Here is a 14,734-nt window from a genome sequence, read left to right as displayed (position 1 = left end):
CTGCTACACTGCGGGCGTCCTCACTCTCGCCCCCAACCTTGCCCCCACCACCCAAACGCCGCCCTGGTAAAAATGCCCAGCGTTATTCGAGCTGGTGGGCGCTGCGCATGCAGCCCCAGCGCATGGCCGCTGCCTTGCAGCAAAAACACTGGTTGCGCATGCACGGTCTGTGCATGGGCTTGCTGGTACTGCTGGTCATGTGGCTGGTCACCGCCGCCATGCTGAAGGCGGGGGTGGAATCGATGGCGGTGCGCTATGCCGTCAGCCTGGGCGTGGGTTATGCCGTGTACCTGGCGGTGCTGCGGTTGTGGGCGGCCTATCTGGTGCGCAATGCGTACGAGCGCAGGCGTGAAGAGTCTTCGGCAGATGGCGCAGATGTTCTCGATGGGTTTCCCGATCTGCACCACCACCATGGCCCGTCCGATGTGCAGGCCGGTGGTGGCGGCGATTTTGGCGGAGGAGGCGCGTCGGGCAACTGGAGCGGCGCAGCAGATGTGCCCCAGGGCGGCAGCGGCTCATGGGTCGACAGCGTGGACATTGGCGATATCGGCGGAGGCGATGAAGGCATTGTGATCGTGCCGATCCTTGCCGTCTTTGCGGGCCTGGTGCTGGCCTTTTTTGGCCTCGGTGCTCTGCTGTGGCTGTATTTTGGGGTGGATGTGCTGCTGACCGTGGCGGTGGAGCTGGCTTTTTCGATGATGGCTGCGCGAGCGCTGGTGCGTGTGGAGCGCGCGGGCTGGCTCGCCTCTGCCGTGAGATTGACCTGGAAACCGCTGCTGGGCGCTTTGGTGTGCGCCGTGGCCGTGGGCGCGCTGGCCGACTGGTGGGTGCCTGAGGCTGACACCTTGCGCGAGGTGGTCGCTCATGTCCGGGGTTCGCATTGACAGGCTGGCGTCGTTCATATGGATACAACCAAAGGTTTGTTGGTAACCAGCGGTTTCGCTGCCATAGTACGGGTTTGGTTTTTACGCGTTTGGTTTTGGTATGAATAAGAAGGAATCTGTGATGTATCCCACCACATTCTTGCAGCGCCAATCAGCCCTGACCCGGGCGGCATCGGCACTGGCGGTAGCCGGAGCACTTGCGGCCATGGCGCTGCCCACCCAGGCGTCCACCTTCCGCTGGACGCGCTCTGCCGATCTGTCGTCCTGGGACATCCATGCGCAGAATGTCGGCGTCAACAATTCGGTGCACCGTGCGGTGTACGAGGCCCTGGTCGAATACAACAGCCAGACCCAAAAGCCCGAGCCATCGCTGGCGGCCAAATGGGAGCGCATCAACCCCAAGCAGCTGCGCGTTACCTTGCGCGATGGCGTCACCTTCAGCGACGGATCGCCACTGACGGCCGATGATGTGAAGTTCTCGCTGGAGCGCGCCAAGGCCAAAACCTCGGGCTTTGTGGTCTACACGCAGGGCATTGACCGCGTGGAAGTGGTGAACCCGACCACCGTCGATATCTTCTCGGACGTTCCCAACCCGGTGCTGGTGAATCAGTTGACCGAACTGCGCATCATGAGCAAGCCCTGGGCCGAGAAAAACAACTCCACCGTGCCCAAGGACATCAAGGCCAAGGATGAGAACTATGCCCACCGCCACGCGCTGGGCACTGGGCCTCTGGTGCTCGATTCGTGGTCGCCCGATTCGCGTCTGGTGCTCAAGGCCAACCCCCACTGGTGGGGCAAGGGCAAGTACCCCACCAATGTGACCGAGGCGGTGTACACGCCCATCAAATCGGATGCCACGCGCACCGCCGCCCTGCTGTCGGGCGAAGTCGATTTCATCATCGACCCGAGCATGAACGATCTGCAGCGCATCAAGCAGGCGCCCAATCTGCAGGTGCTCGAATCGGCGGCGGACCGCACGATGTTCCTGGGGATGGACCAATACCGCGATGAGCTGGAGCATTCCAGCGTCAAGGGCAAGAACCCGTTCAAGGATGTGCGTGTGCGCCAGGCGCTCTACCAGGCGATTGACATGGGCACCATCCAGCGCGTGGTGATGCGGGGCCTCGCACAGCCCACCGGCACCTTGATCGCCCACCACGTGAACGGCTGGACGCCGCAGGTCGACAAGCGCCTGCCGTTCGACCCGGAAGCATCGAAGAAGCTGCTGGCGCAAGCGGGCTACCCCGATGGGTTCGAGGTGGAATTCTCCTGCCCGGCAGGCCGCTACCCGAGCGACGAGGCGCTGTGCCAGGCCGTCAGCGCGCAATGGGCAAAGGTGGGTGTCAAAGCCAAGCTGCGCACGCAGCCGTTTGCCACCTATTTCCCGATGATCCAGCGCTACGAGGCCAGCGTCTACCTGCTGGGCTGGTCCGTACCCACGTTTGATGCCTACTACAGCCTGCAGGCGCTGATCCGCTCGCCAGGCGGTGGCGGCGACGGCAACTTCAACCTGGGCCGTGCATCCAACCCGCAGCAGGACGCGATGATTGAGCGGGTCAAGACCGAAACCGATCTGAAGCTGCGCAACCAGCTGATCGAAAAGGTGCTCCTCAACGAACACAAGGCCATCTCGCACATTCCGCTGTTCAACCTGATCACGCCCTGGGCCACGGCCAAGAAAGTGCAGATTCCGACGCGGGCGGATAACTATATTGACTGGCGGGCGTTGAAGGTCAACTGATCGGCGCTTGGCTGCGGAGGCTTGGGGTTTTGGGGTGCGTGTGAACGCTACTCGGGTTCGCCAAGCCCCATTTTTCGACTCGCCTTACAGGCCGCCCATAATCAGCGCATGCCATCCATGCCCCGACGCCGCTCTCTTCTGCTTTGTCTGGCCGCTGCTGCGCTGGCGGGCTGTGCTTCTGATGTGCCCGACTTTCAGCGAGCGCCCGATGACGAGGCGCTGGCCAGCCTGCCTGTCAAGGTGCTGATGATCCAGGGGTTTGCCGATGTGCACCGGGCGCTTGCGGGGCGGCTCATCATTCCCACGCAGATTCAGACCGAGGCGGGTTACGGCACCATTCCAGCCATTGCGCTGGCCGTGGCACCGTATCTGCAGGAAGGCGCATCGGTGGATGTGGTGGTGGCTCCGGTTGCGGTGCTGGAGCAGTTGCAGGCACAGAGCCTGCTGCGCCGAGGCAGCATCGTGCCCGTGGTGCAGACGCCGCTGGCTGCTGCCGTGCAGGCGGGCCGCGCGGCGCCTCCATTGCAGAGCGAGCAGGATGTGCGCGCCTTGCTGCAATCGGCCAGGACGGTGGCCTATCCTTCGTCAGAGGGCAGCGCTTTCATTGAACAACAGCTGTTGCCCCAACTCGGCATGGCAGATACCGTGTTGTCCAAGAGCATCAAGGTGTTCGGCCCCCAGGTGGCGCAATTGGTGGCACGAGGCGATGCGGAGCTGGGCCTGCAATTGCGCAGCGAACTGCAGCAGTCCGCTGGCACCCGCATCATTGGCGATCTGCCTGCGCCGCTGGCCTATGCCGCCGTGTATGGCGCAGCCGTTGCTGGGCATGCGACCAGCGCGGCCGGCGGGCAGGCGCTGGCCCGCTTCTACCAGCGCGAAGCCGCACAGCACGATTGGGCAGGAACAGGTTGGGAGGCGCCTGCAGCGCAGCGACAGCCGTACTGAGCGCCACCTATTCAGCAGATTGAATGAAATGGGCTGTGGAGTTCAATGAAAAAGTGCTGAATGCTTCATTTTTAATAGCATTTATTCGCCCCCCCCGGTCATGCGGCTCAGGCCAGCGCCCGTTGCACCGCAGGCCGGGCCTTGACGCGCTCGAAATGCGCGGCCACGCGCGGAAACTCCTGGATGTCGACGCCGTCGCTCTTGAGCCACCCGGCCATGGTGAACAGGTAGGGGTCGGCGACGGAGTACTGGTCACCCAGCACCCAGGGCTGGTCGCCCAGGTAGTGCTGCTCGATGATGGTGAAGGCATCACGCATGTTCTGCGGTACCTTGGCCTGCATGGCTTTGTGGGCGGCCTCGTCGTCCGCCCAGCGTGCTGCGCGGGGGCGGTGGGCGTGGTTGATATGCACGGTCGAGGCGAGAAAGCTGTTGAATTCCTGCATGTGCGCCAGGCGGTAGGGGTCGTCCAGCGGCGCCAACTTGGCCTGGGGGTGGGTTTGCGCAACGTACAGGAGCAGTGCCAGGGTTTCTGACAGCACACCTTGCGGCGTGCGCAGCGCAGGCACGCGGCCCTTGGGGTTGATGGCCAGATAGGCGGCGCTGCGCTGCTCGGCCTCGGCCATGTTCAGTCGTTTGGCTTCAAAGTTGGCACCGGCTTCGTGCAGCGCAATCAACACGGCCTGGGCACAGGTGCCAGGGGCGTAGTACAGGGTCAGAGGGGTGCTCATCACAATCTCCTTGGATAAAAATCGGTGGTTGGCGCCTGTCCATCAAGCGCCATCAGCTATGGTTTTGATACTAAACCACGGCAGCAAACCAGGGTGTCGCTTGCCGGTCCATCGGCGCGTATACCATTGGCAGCAGTATCAGCAATCGCGGTGACATGGCCAAAGACAAATCGATTTATACCTGCAATGAATGCGGCGGCACGAGCCCGCGCTGGCTGGGCAAGTGCCCCAGCTGCGGCGCATGGAACAGCTTGGTGGAGACGGCGGCCGAGCCTGCCGGTGGCGGAAAGAACCGCCTGAGCCAGACCGGGCGCACCGGTTATGCGGGCCAGGCGCAGGCGGTCACGCCCCTGTCGGCGATCGAGGCCACGGATGTGGCGCGCACGCCCAGCGGCATCAGCGAACTGGATCGGGTGCTGGGCGGCGGCATTGTCGAGGGCGGCGTGGTGCTGATCGGCGGTGATCCGGGCATCGGCAAATCCACCTTGCTGCTGCAGGCGGTGGATGCGTTGCAGCGTGAGGGTTTGCCCGCGCTGTATGTGACGGGCGAGGAGAGTGGCTCGCAGGTGGCGCTGCGCTCACGCCGCCTGGGGCTCGACAACAGCCAGGTCAATGTGCTGTCCGAAATCCAGCTGGAAAAGATTCTGGCTACTTGCGAGAGCACGCAGCCTGCCGTGGTGGTGATCGACTCGATCCAGACCATGTATTCCGACCAGCTCAGCTCGGCGCCGGGCTCGGTGGCCCAGGTGCGCGAATGCGCGGCGCACCTCACGCGCATGGCCAAGAGCACGGGTATTGCCGTCATCCTGGTAGGCCATGTGACCAAGGAAGGCGCGCTGGCGGGCCCGCGCGTGCTGGAGCACATGGTGGACACCGTGCTGTATTTCGAAGGCGATACGCACAGCAGCTTCCGCCTCGTGCGCGCCATCAAGAACCGCTTTGGCGCCGTCAACGAGATCGGCGTGTTTGCGATGACGGAAAAGGGCCTCAAGGGCGTCTCCAACCCAAGTGCCATTTTCCTGTCGCACCACAGCGATCCGGTGCCGGGCAGCTGTGTGCTGGTGACCCTGGAAGGCTCGCGCCCGCTGCTGGTCGAGATTCAGGCCCTGGTCGACGCGGGCGGCCCCAGCCCGCGCCGCCTCTCGGTGGGCCTGGACCGCGACCGCCTCGCCATGCTGCTGGCCGTGCTCAACCGCCATGCAGGCGTGGCCTGCGCCGATCAGGACGTCTTCGTCAACGCCGTTGGCGGCGTGCGCATTGGCGAGCCCGCGGCTGACCTGGCCGTCATGCTGGCCATTACCAGCAGCCTGCGCGGCAAGGCACTGCCCAAGGGATTCATTGCATTCGGTGAAGTGGGCCTCGCGGGCGAGGTGCGCCCCGCCACGCGCGGGCAGGAGCGCCTGAAGGAAGCTGCCAAGCTGGGCTTTACCGTCGCGGTCGTCCCCAAGGCCAACGCACCCAAGAAGCCGATAGAGGGGCTAACCATCCATGCGGTGGAGCGGGTGGATGACGCAATGCAGATTGTGCGGGGACTGGAGTAGGGCGTGCAAACAGACCTGACAGCCGCATTTGGGCGCGACGGCTTTGTAACTGTGCCTGATGTGCTGGGCACGGAGGAATGTGTTGCTGCGCTGGCAGAAGTTCAGGGTTGGTCGGGCAATGGGCCTGGGTCACGCCATCTGCTGTCTTTGCCGTGGTGCAGGCAGTTGGCCGCTAAATTACGCAAGGCGGGTGATTTGGCTGCACTGATTCCCGAAAGCCATGTCGCCGTGCAATGCACCTATTTTGAAAAATCCCGAGACACCAACTGGCTGGTTGCATTGCACCAGGATCTGGGGATTGCGGTGCGAGAGCGGGTCGAGCACCCTGCGCTTACGGGCTGGTCGGTCAAGGAAGAGATGCATTTTGTGCAGCCTCCACTGCAGGTGCTGGAGCAACTGGTGGCAGTGCGCCTACATCTGGACGATTGTGGTGCAGATGATGGCCCCTTGCGTGTGGTGCCCGGCTCGCACGACATGGGTGTCATGGATGGTGTGCGCGCAGCGGAGGTTCGCAATGAACGGGGCGAAGTGTCATGCCCCGTTGCTGTGGGGGCGGCACTGGTAATGCGGCCCCTGCTGCTGCATGCCTCGTCCAAAGCCACGGGCAGCAGCCGTCGGCGTGTACTGCATTTCCTGTTTGGCCCTGCGCATCTGCCTTATGGACTGGACTGGGCTGCAACAACGGGTTGGGTATAAACAGGCTGGCGTTTGTTGGACAAACGCCATTTGCTGTCAAACAGACCGCTCCTACGCCAACCTCCCCTGCGGCCACAGATGGGCCGGATCGTTGTACCCGGGCGTTGATGGGTGGCCTGGGCTGACCAGCCCGTTGATGAGGCGCTCGTCCTCCACGGTTACCTGGTAGTCCAGCGCGGGCAGGTAGTCCTGCCACTGCTGCAGGGTACGCGGGCCGGCGATGACGGCGCTGATGGCCTGGTGTGCCAGCACCCAGGCGGTGGCAAACTGTGCGGCGCTGATGCCTTGCTGCTGGGCGTGCTGCTGCACCTGCTGCGCAATAAGCAGGGATTCGGGGCGGAACTCGGTCTGCATGATGCGCGTATCGTTGCGGCCGGCACGGCTGTCCTTGGGCGGCTCCATGCCCGGCTGGTACTTGCCGCTGAGCACGCCGCGCGCAATCGGGCTGAAGGGCACGACGCCGATGCCGAAATGCTGGCAGGCGGGCAGGATGTCGGTCTCGGGCATGCGGTTGAGCAGGTTGTAATACGGTTGGCACACCACGGGCGGCGGCAGGCCGATCTGGCGGGCGATGAACACGGCCTCTGCAATGCGCCAGCCGCGGAAGTTGGAGATGCCCCAGTAGAGAATCTTGCCGCTGTCGATCAGGTGTTTGAGGGCGTACAAGGGCTCTTCCAGATTCAGCCCGGCGCGGTCACGGTGCAGGTAGAGGATGTCGATGCGGTCGGTCTGCAGGCGCTGCAGGCTGGTCTCTACTTCGCGCAGCATCCAGGCGCGCGAGTAGTAGCCCTGGTTGGGCTTATCACCCATGGTGTTGCCCAGTTTGGTGGCCAGTACCCAGTCATCGCGCTGGCCTTGCAGCAGGCGGCCCACCATGCTTTCGGAGGCGCCCTTGCTGTAGACGTCGGCCGTATCGATGAAGTTGACGCCGCGCTCGCGCGCATCGGCCACGATGGCTGCGGCCTCCTGCGCATCGGTCTGGTCGGCAAACATCATGGTGCCCAGGCACAGGGCTGAGACCTGAAGCGGGCTGGTGCCGAGTTGGCGGTAGTGCATGGCAATCCCTTTGGCAAATGGTGGGACCATCGTAGCCATGCATGGCGCTGCTGTCTGTCGCGTGGGGTGCGCAGGCAGTGCGCCTCAGTCGAGGCCGCTGTCTTCCTCCGCGCCATCTTCGTCTTCGTCCTTTTCCAGCTGGCTGCGGGTCTGCAGCTGCTGGCGGATGGCGTCCGTGTCCTGCACGAAGCGGTCCACCGGTACGGTGGGCGCCATGCGCCATTGCGGGGGCAAGAGGTTGGACATGTACAGCCCGTCACCCAGGCGCTTCTGCGATTGCCATTGCAGGCCCAGCTTGGCGCCGACGCCCAGCACCAGCAGGCTCAGCATGGCGATGGCGAGCGTGCGGCTGCCCACCTGGGTTGCCGCGCGCAGGTGGAACCACAGCACGACCACCAGCAGGGCGATGGCCACGCTGGAGTCAAACCGCGACAGCAGTGGTATCGACAGTGCAAACGCGCTGGCTGACAGCAGCTTGCCCACCAACGCCGTGGTCACCATGCCGACCGAGGCGATGCAGACATGGCGCCAGAACGCGGTGGCACCCGTGAACAGCTTGCCCATCAGCGACCAGAGAAGGGACCACACCAGCAGGCCACCAAACAGCCACAGCAGCATGGATGGCAGCTGACGCGCCATGGTTCCGGTCTCAGTGGCGCCCAGCCAGGTCTCCAGCGCCGCGAGCAGCGCAAGCGCCACCAGCGCAAAGGCTGTGAGCAGGCCTTGTGCGCGCGAGAAGGGCCGCCAGCGCTGTGTGGGTGCCAATGGCTGTGCTGTGGTGCGCAGCGCCAGTTGCACGCCGCGGCCCAGAATGAGCCGGGTGCCCGGCGTCCATGTGCAACGCTCGCCCGCGCTGTAGTGGCGCTTGCCCAGCCAGATGCCGTTGATGCTGTCGAGCACTTCGATTTCGTACTGGCCGTCGCCGCTGCGATGCAGACGCACATGCTCGGGCGCGATGCTGATGTCGGTCAGCACCAGGTCGGCTGTGGCCGCGCGGCCAATGGCGCAGGGCCAGGCAAACACCGGCAGCGCAAGCGCCAGGCGATGGCCGCGTTCCACCAGCTCCAGCACCGCGCCTTCGGGTGGCACAGCGGCGGGCTGTGCGGGGACTGCGGCATCCAGGGCTGCCATTTCGGTGTCGGGCGCGACTTCGGTCAGCTCGGGGTAATCGTGTTCGCTCATCGCGCGCTCTCGCTGGAAAAACCTTGCAGGAAATGGCTGGCCAGACGCTGGGCGTTGTCAAAGCTGACGGCGCTCACGTTCAGCCTGCCCAGCACGCCCTGGCGCGGCTGGTCCACTGATACGGCCAGCACGGTCAGGTCGTACAGGCCACTGAACTTGCGGTAGGCCGACATGCAGACCACGGCGCGCAGCGGCAATTTGGCGTCGCCTGCGACAAAGTCTTCGCGGCATTCAAAGCCGGTGCGCACGCGGTTGCCGCGCTTGCGCATGGGTTCGTTGGCAAAGCTCTGGCTGTAGGTGTTGGCAAACTGCCAGGGGTTCAGGCGCGGGGCGTCATAAGCTTCGTAGCGCAGCCCCAGGCCGCCCACATCGCCGTCGCCGGTGAATACTTCGCTGTCAATGCGGCACTGGCTGCGCTCGAAGTCGAACAGCGATTCGCTGCGGCGCTCGCGGCCATCGCCCCAGCAGCGGGCCAGGCTCTCCGATGGCACGGATACGCGGTAAGGGCCGTAGCGCTCGGTGCGTGCCGGGCCCGCCAGCAGTCGGTCGGTCAGGGCCTGCTGGTGTTCGGTGAGCTGGCGGGTCAGCTCGGCATGCAGCGCGCCTTTGACGGGTTCTGCACTGCGGCTGCGCGCGAGCAGCTGCTCCACAAATTCCACAGGTACGAGAAAGCTCACCTGCTCGGCGCCCAGGCGCTTGGCCACGTTCACGCCCACCACGCGGCCCTGGGTGTCGATGGCGGGGCCGCCGCTCATGCCGGGGTTGAGTGTGCCGCCAAAGAAGATGCGGGGGTAGAAGCTGCGCTGCACGAGGCCGTTGTACGTGCCTTCAGTGATGGCAAAACCCACGTCGAGCGGGTTGCCGAGCGAGAAGATGCGCTCGCCGCCGTTCAGCGGGTTGTTGGCGGGCCGCAGTGCGAGGGCGCCGTGATGGGGAGCATCGCCGTCCTTGTCTGCCTTGGCAACGCGCAGCAGGGCAAGGTCGTGCAGGGCGTCCACGGCCAGCAGCTGTACCGGCGCTTCCTTGCCATCAACGGCTACCAGCACGGCCCGGTGGCGTTCGGGCTCCAGCGCCAGCTGGCTGATCACATGGTAGTTGGTGATGAGCAGGCCGTCAGCCGATACGAAAAAGCCTGATCCGGTGCTGCTTTGCGTGTTGGTCTGGCGCCTCAGGGTGCGGATCTGCACGAGTTTGTCGCGCGCAGCCATGTAGGCCTGCTGGGCGTCGGGCGAGGGCGGCGGCAGCGGTGCATCGGCCACGGTAGCTGCTGCACGAGTGGGGGGCTGCGCGGTTGCCGTGGTTGCTGCGTCGGCAGGCGCGGTATGTGGATGGGTGTCGCCACCGGCAGGGGCAGATGGCACGGTGCTGGCAAGCGGCGCGGCCGCTGCCGCCTGTGGTTGTGCTGCCGCGGGGGCTGCCAGCAGCACAGCCAGCACGCCAGCCAGGCAGTTGATTCGGATCAAGGGGGTCATGGTTCGGGGCGTTCCCAGTTGGCGATCGGGCCGGGGCACGGTTGCAGCATCGGGTGGCATTGCGGATCGGTGGTATGGCGCCATTGCTCCCACAGCGCCGGGTTGCGTGCCTGCAGCTTGCGCAGCAGGTGCTCCCATTCGTAGGCCATCTGGCCGCTGGTAACGGCAATGGGCGCTACCGCAGAGGCGGGGCCGAGCTTGCTGCTGTCAAAACGGTAGCCGCGTTCGGTGGCCTGCTGCTGCACGGCCCACAGGTAGGCGTCGATCGCCAGCTGGGGTGTGGCGTGGGCTTTGAACCGGTCCAATTGGGGGTGGTTGCGATAGCCTTTGGTGAGGCCATGGAGCACGTGGCGTGCGAGCAGGCCCTCGCGCCACAGCGCAACCAGGCCCTGCGGATCAAGGTACCGGGGGTGCAAGGACCAAAGACGCATGGGTGAATGCTATCAAAATAAAAGTGCCTGCGCGCATGGTATGAACGCCGGTGGCTGAAATTGCTTCAAAGCCACAGTGGGGAGCGGTTTCAACTGCGCAGCTTGTAGGCCTCGGTTACGCCGTGTTCGATGGCGTCGCTGATCAGGTTGCCCAGGCCGCTCCAGGCAATCTGTATGCCCAGGCACAGCAGGATGAAAGCCGAGATGCGCAGGAAGACGATGGTGCCAGTCTCGCCCAGCGGCTTGAGCAGCTTGTCTGCATAGCGGTTGCACACCAGCAGGATGACGCCCACCACGATGCTGCCAACCGTGGCGCCGATGACATTGACGACGGTGAGCGCAGGCGAGCTGCGGTCCAGCAGGCTGACACCGATGGTGATGGTGGCAGCCAGGCTGCCGGGGCCGTAGGTGAGTGGGAAGGTGAGCGGGTAGAAGGCGCGGCGGCGGGCCATCTCGGGGGTGAAGGCCTCGGCCAGCTTCTCGGTGCGGCCTTCGGAGGAGTTGGTGTTGATCATGTTCCAGCCGATCACCGCCACCAGAAGACCGCCGCCCAGCCGCACGATGTCGATCGACAGGCCGAACATTTCCAGCATGTAGGAGCCCACCAGCATGAAGAAGATGATCAGTAAGGTGACATTGATGGCAATGCGCGTGGCAATGGCTCGCCGGGTTTCGTGCGATGCGCCCTCGGTCAGGGTCAGAAAGATCGCGGACACACTGACCGGATTGAGGATGGGCAGCATGGTGGCGACCACCAGCAGAAAACTCTTGCTGAAGGCAGCAAAGGCGATGGCGAAACTCAGAGACATGAAATCGGTTCAAAAAGATATAGCGCGCAAGCATGCCAGCCAAAGCCTGCATGCGCCAGAGGCACATACCGGGTTGTAGGGACAAACCAGAATGCGGCATGTTGCCCGTGGGTGGAAATAATTTGCACTGCCCGCTGTCGTTACTTAGATCGTAAACACGTTCTTAGGGCCGCCACCCTGTAGCGCTCATCCCCCATTTGGCCCCTGGCGTTGGCCCTGTGCGCGCGGCAGTGGACAATAGCGCCCCATGAACTGGAGAAACATACTGATTCCCGTTGGTTTGCTGGTGCTGCTGGGGGCTGCTTACCAAAATTACAAATGGATGGGGGTGCTGGCTGTCGGCGGCGGCATTGTAATGTGGCTGATGCTGCATTTCACCCGGCTGATGACGATCATGAAGCGCGCGTCCGAGCGCCCGCTGGGCTATGTGGCCAGTGCGGTCATGCTCAACGCGAAGCTCAAGCCGCAGATGCCGCTGGTGCACGTGGTGGCGATGACGCGCTCGCTCGGTCTGCGCCAGTCCAAGGACCTGGAGCAGCCCGAAATCTTTGTGTGGCGCGATAACACGGAGTCGACCGTGACCTGTGAATTCATGGGTGGCAGGCTTCGCAAATGGACCCTGGAGCGCCCTGTGGTGCCAGAAACACCGCCCGCTGCAGCGCCTGGCAACCAGGATTGAGCGCGCGAAATTTGTAACAGAAGCGGCGTGCCGGTGGCTCCGGCAGGGCGCTCGGCCCCCTCGTGCGGGCATCACAGGGGGTAGGCAATCCCTCATATTGTGTAAAGCGGGCTGCTGTCCACGTAAAATCTCAGCCCAGCATGACGACGGGAGGCTGGTACTGGGCCGCCTGTCTCGCACAATCATTGATCGTTGCCAGGGCAAAGGGGCGCCTGGCAAGCACAGGAAAGTTTGAACACCATGACGCAGGCAGTTGTTGAGTTGCTGGCCAAAGATCTGAACGCGCAGGGCGGCGTGTTCTGTCCCAATCCCAAGGCGGATATGAAGTTGTGGAGTGGCCATCCCCGCGTCTTTCTGGATGTGGGCCATTCCGGCGAAGCCAAGTGCCCGTACTGCGGCACCGTGTATCGACTCAAGGCAGGTGAAACCTTCCACGGCGGCCATTGAGTGACGAACTCTCCATTGGGCGGTGCTGCAGCTTCCCGCAAGCTGACGCTGACCATTGGCATCCTGACGCTAAACGAGGAAGACAACATCAAGGCCTGCATCAGCAGCGCCTCGTTTGCAGACCAGGTGATCGTGGTGGACAGCGGCAGTACGGACCGCACCACCGCCATCGCCTGCGAGCAGGGAGCCCAGGTCTACCGGTATGACGACTGGCAGGGCTTTGCCGTGCAGCGCAATCGCCTGCTCGCGCATGCCACGGGCGACTATGTCTTCTTTCTGGATGCGGATGAAGTCATTTCGCCTGCGTTCCGCCAAGAGCTGCAGTCCATCGTGCAATCGGGCACCGAAGCCATCTGGATGGTGCGCTGGCGCATGGTGGCCTTTGGCAAGGAGCTCAAGTACCTGCGCTCCACCGCCAAGGTCGAGCGCCTGTTCTGGCGCGGGCTGCTGCGCGAATACACCGGCGTGGTGCACGAGGAAGCGCAGCTCTCGCGTGGCGATGTGCCGCGCCATCTGATGAAGACGCCGCTGCTGCATTATTCGCGCAATACCGTACATTCCAGCCTGGAAAAGCTCACCCAGTACGCCATGCTGGGCGCGGCCAAGCGTGCGCAGGAAGGCGCGCGCGGCGGCATCTGGCGGGGCATCGCCTCGTCAGTGGCGATGTTTCTGCGCCTCTATATCCTGCATTTCGGCTTTCTGTGCGGCGGCGCGGGCTTTCTGTACTGCGTGTTCGTCGCGCTGGAGAGCTTTTTCCGCTATGTGGCGCTGGCCTACGACCGACCTTACCTGAGCGGAGACGTACGCCGATGACGCGCGCGGCGGCCGTGCCGCCTGCATCCATGCTGGCCTTGCGGGCCAGCCAGCTGGCCGCTTTCCTGGTGCCGGGCGTGGCGCTGTCCGTGCCTTCGGGCTATTCGGTCGGGGCTGCAGTGCTGGCGCTGGCCGCGCTGGTGTTTGTGCGCCAGTGGTGGGGCCAGCCCTGGGACCGGCGGGCCGTGCTGCTTGGCAGCCTGATTGCCGTCATGGGCGTGTTGTGGTCATTGAGTTTTGATGGCTGGTCGCTCAAGCCGCGCAACGACCAGTTCTACAAATACCTGCTGGCCATCGCCGGCCTGGGCTTCTTGCAGTTGTATGCGCCCAAGGTGCGTCCGCTGGGCTGGGGCATGCTGGCCGGTGCTCTGGGGGCAGGCCTGGTGGCTGCCTGGCAGGCGGGGTGGACCGATGCGCACCGGGCCAACGGCTTTACCAATGCAATCCAGTTCAGCGGCCTGGCGCTCATTCTGGCACTGGGCTGCTGCTTTGGTGTGCTGCTCTTGTGGCGGTCGCTGGCGGCCTGGCAGCGCGCTCTAGGATTGGTGTGCAGCCTGTTTGGCATGCTGGCGGTCATCCTGTCGGATACGCGCGGCAGCTGGGTCGTGCTGCCCGTGGTGCTGCTGATCGGTGCGATGCTGCTGTGGCGCTGCGGCCTGCGCAAACCTGTGGGTCTGGGGCTGGTGGCTGCGGTCATCGGCATTGGCGGCCTGGTAGCTGTCAAGGGTGGTGAAATGGCGCTGCGCTACCACACGGCGGTGACCGAGGTGGAGCAATACCAGGCGCAGCACCAGGGCGCCGCCCAGACCTCGGTGGGCCAGCGTCTGGCGCACTGGCAACTGGCCTGGGAGATGGGGCGCGACAAGCCATTGACCGGCTGGGGTCTGCAGGGCTATATCAACGAAAAGGAGCGCCGTGTGGAAGCGGGCCGTGCCAGCGCATCGGTGCTGGGCTACGACCACGCGCACAACGAGGTGCTGGATATGTTTGCCAAGCGGGGGCTCGTTGGCGTGGTGCTGCTTCTGGTTTTCTACGCAGTGCCGCTGGCCATCTTCTGGCCTACGCAGCGGCGCATGGCGCAGTGCCCTGGCACGCCAATGGATCGCCAAATCCTCTATCTGCGTATGCTGGGCACGATGGTTCCGCTGTGCTACATGGGTTTTGGACTGACCCAGGTTTTCTTTGCCCACAACAGCGGGCACATGTTCTACGTGTACATGCTGGTGGTGCTGCTGGGTGCGTTGATTGGACGTGAGCGCGCGCTATCTTTGGCGTGCCGTCCTCAAAAGCCCTGAGGGCTGATCGCTCAC

At 64.0% G+C, this 14,734-nt stretch carries 15 protein-coding genes; 9 read left to right on the top strand and 6 right to left on the bottom strand.

Going from position 1 to position 14,734, the window contains the following annotated elements; genetic code table 11:
• Nucleotides 1-38 precede the first annotated feature (38 nt).
• From HNP33_RS02465 to HNP33_RS02455, 3 genes are all read left to right on the top strand, one after another.
• Nucleotides 39-884, top strand: coding sequence for a hypothetical protein (locus HNP33_RS02465; RefSeq protein WP_233464282.1), 846 nt, complete (start codon nucleotides 39-41; stop codon nucleotides 882-884).
• A 205-nt stretch (nucleotides 885-1,089) separates the two neighbouring features.
• The gene (locus HNP33_RS02460) at nucleotides 1,090-2,625 is read left to right on the top strand and encodes an ABC transporter substrate-binding protein (RefSeq protein WP_233464321.1); all 1,536 of its coding nucleotides are present in this window, start codon (nucleotides 1,090-1,092) and stop codon (nucleotides 2,623-2,625) included.
• A 117-nt stretch (nucleotides 2,626-2,742) separates the two neighbouring features.
• Entirely contained in the window at nucleotides 2,743-3,570 is an 828-nt protein-coding gene (locus HNP33_RS02455) for a substrate-binding domain-containing protein (RefSeq protein ID WP_184704911.1), read from the top strand.
• A 107-nt stretch (nucleotides 3,571-3,677) separates the two neighbouring features.
• Here the strand turns inward: HNP33_RS02455 and HNP33_RS02450 are convergent, their stop codons facing one another.
• On the bottom strand, nucleotides 3,678-4,298 hold the full coding sequence (locus HNP33_RS02450) for a glutathione S-transferase family protein (RefSeq protein WP_184704909.1): 621 nt from the start codon (nucleotides 4,296-4,298) through the stop codon (nucleotides 3,678-3,680).
• Nucleotides 4,299-4,453: 155 nt separating this feature from the next.
• Here HNP33_RS02450 and radA point away from each other — a divergent pair, with 155 nt between their 5' ends.
• Both radA and HNP33_RS02440 read left to right on the top strand, forming a co-directional pair.
• Nucleotides 4,454-5,839: a DNA repair protein RadA gene (gene radA / locus HNP33_RS02445; RefSeq protein WP_184704907.1), complete on the top strand. Its 1,386-nt coding sequence runs from the start codon at nucleotides 4,454-4,456 to the stop codon at nucleotides 5,837-5,839.
• A 3-nt stretch (nucleotides 5,840-5,842) separates the two neighbouring features.
• Complete coding sequence (locus HNP33_RS02440; RefSeq protein ID WP_325064900.1) at nucleotides 5,843-6,535, top strand: phytanoyl-CoA dioxygenase family protein; 693 nt, start codon at nucleotides 5,843-5,845, stop codon at nucleotides 6,533-6,535.
• A gap of 51 nt (nucleotides 6,536-6,586) precedes the next feature.
• Here the strand turns inward: HNP33_RS02440 and HNP33_RS02435 are convergent, their stop codons facing one another.
• The 5 genes from HNP33_RS02435 to HNP33_RS02415 form a co-directional block, all read right to left on the bottom strand.
• Nucleotides 6,587-7,591, bottom strand: coding sequence for an aldo/keto reductase (locus HNP33_RS02435; protein ID WP_184705238.1), 1,005 nt, complete (start codon nucleotides 7,589-7,591; stop codon nucleotides 6,587-6,589).
• 84 nt (nucleotides 7,592-7,675) lie between these two features.
• Nucleotides 7,676-8,773: an FHA domain-containing protein gene (locus HNP33_RS02430; RefSeq protein WP_184704905.1), complete on the bottom strand. Its 1,098-nt coding sequence runs from the start codon at nucleotides 8,771-8,773 to the stop codon at nucleotides 7,676-7,678.
• The gene (locus tag HNP33_RS02425; RefSeq protein ID WP_184704903.1) at nucleotides 8,770-10,245 is read right to left on the bottom strand and encodes a S1 family peptidase; all 1,476 of its coding nucleotides are present in this window, start codon (nucleotides 10,243-10,245) and stop codon (nucleotides 8,770-8,772) included. The genes HNP33_RS02430 and HNP33_RS02425 overlap by 4 nt, the downstream gene beginning before the upstream one ends.
• Nucleotides 10,242-10,676, bottom strand: a complete 435-nt coding sequence (locus HNP33_RS02420) for a pyrimidine dimer DNA glycosylase/endonuclease V (RefSeq protein WP_184704901.1) — start codon at nucleotides 10,674-10,676, stop codon at nucleotides 10,242-10,244. Before HNP33_RS02420 ends, HNP33_RS02425 begins: the two co-directional genes overlap by 4 nt.
• An 89-nt stretch (nucleotides 10,677-10,765) precedes the next feature.
• Nucleotides 10,766-11,485: a MarC family protein gene (locus HNP33_RS02415; protein WP_184704899.1), complete on the bottom strand. Its 720-nt coding sequence runs from the start codon at nucleotides 11,483-11,485 to the stop codon at nucleotides 10,766-10,768.
• Between the two features lie 247 nt (nucleotides 11,486-11,732).
• On the opposite strand from HNP33_RS02415, the gene HNP33_RS02410 reads away from it, so the two are divergent.
• The 4 genes from HNP33_RS02410 to HNP33_RS02395 all read left to right on the top strand — a co-directional run bounded on the left by HNP33_RS02410 (nucleotide 11,733) and on the right by HNP33_RS02395 (nucleotide 14,719).
• Complete coding sequence (locus HNP33_RS02410; RefSeq protein WP_184704897.1) at nucleotides 11,733-12,164, top strand: glycerate kinase; 432 nt, start codon at nucleotides 11,733-11,735, stop codon at nucleotides 12,162-12,164.
• Nucleotides 12,165-12,404: 240 nt separating this feature from the next.
• Nucleotides 12,405-12,611, top strand: coding sequence for a zinc-finger domain-containing protein (locus HNP33_RS02405; protein ID WP_021028650.1), 207 nt, complete (start codon nucleotides 12,405-12,407; stop codon nucleotides 12,609-12,611).
• Nucleotides 12,612-13,424 (top strand): glycosyltransferase family 2 protein, encoded by an 813-nt coding sequence (locus tag HNP33_RS02400; protein ID WP_325064899.1) that lies wholly within the window; start codon nucleotides 12,612-12,614, stop codon nucleotides 13,422-13,424.
• On the top strand, nucleotides 13,421-14,719 hold the full coding sequence (locus HNP33_RS02395; RefSeq protein ID WP_233464281.1) for an O-antigen ligase family protein: 1,299 nt from the start codon (nucleotides 13,421-13,423) through the stop codon (nucleotides 14,717-14,719). Before HNP33_RS02400 ends, HNP33_RS02395 begins: the two co-directional genes overlap by 4 nt.
• Nucleotides 14,720-14,734: the final 15 nt, after the last annotated feature.

The sequence above is a fragment of the Comamonas odontotermitis genome (assembly GCF_014207855.1).
GTDB classification, from domain to species: Bacteria; Pseudomonadota; Gammaproteobacteria; order Burkholderiales; family Burkholderiaceae_C; genus Comamonas; species Comamonas odontotermitis_A.
Note: the sequence above shows the minus strand (reverse complement) of the source record. Positions and strands in the feature narration are given on the sequence as shown.

Coding starts and splice junctions, on each gene's coding strand:
- HNP33_RS02460 (WP_233464321.1), top strand. CDS start 1,090: ATGGCGCTGCCCACCCAGGCGTCCACCTTCCGCTGGACGCGCTCTGCC.
- HNP33_RS02455 (WP_184704911.1), top strand. CDS start 2,743: ATGCCCCGACGCCGCTCTCTTCTGCTTTGTCTGGCCGCTGCTGCGCTG.
- HNP33_RS02450 (WP_184704909.1), bottom strand. CDS start 4,298: ATGAGCACCCCTCTGACCCTGTACTACGCCCCTGGCACCTGTGCCCAG.
- radA (WP_184704907.1), top strand. CDS start 4,454: ATGGCCAAAGACAAATCGATTTATACCTGCAATGAATGCGGCGGCACG.
- HNP33_RS02435 (WP_184705238.1), bottom strand. CDS start 7,591: ATGCACTACCGCCAACTCGGCACCAGCCCGCTTCAGGTCTCAGCCCTG.
- HNP33_RS02430 (WP_184704905.1), bottom strand. CDS start 8,773: ATGAGCGAACACGATTACCCCGAGCTGACCGAAGTCGCGCCCGACACC.
- HNP33_RS02425 (WP_184704903.1), bottom strand. CDS start 10,245: ATGACCCCCTTGATCCGAATCAACTGCCTGGCTGGCGTGCTGGCTGTG.
- HNP33_RS02420 (WP_184704901.1), bottom strand. CDS start 10,676: ATGCGTCTTTGGTCCTTGCACCCCCGGTACCTTGATCCGCAGGGCCTG.
- HNP33_RS02415 (WP_184704899.1), bottom strand. CDS start 11,485: ATGTCTCTGAGTTTCGCCATCGCCTTTGCTGCCTTCAGCAAGAGTTTT.
- HNP33_RS02410 (WP_184704897.1), top strand. CDS start 11,733: ATGAACTGGAGAAACATACTGATTCCCGTTGGTTTGCTGGTGCTGCTG.
- HNP33_RS02405 (WP_021028650.1), top strand. CDS start 12,405: ATGACGCAGGCAGTTGTTGAGTTGCTGGCCAAAGATCTGAACGCGCAG.
- HNP33_RS02395 (WP_233464281.1), top strand. CDS start 13,421: ATGACGCGCGCGGCGGCCGTGCCGCCTGCATCCATGCTGGCCTTGCGG.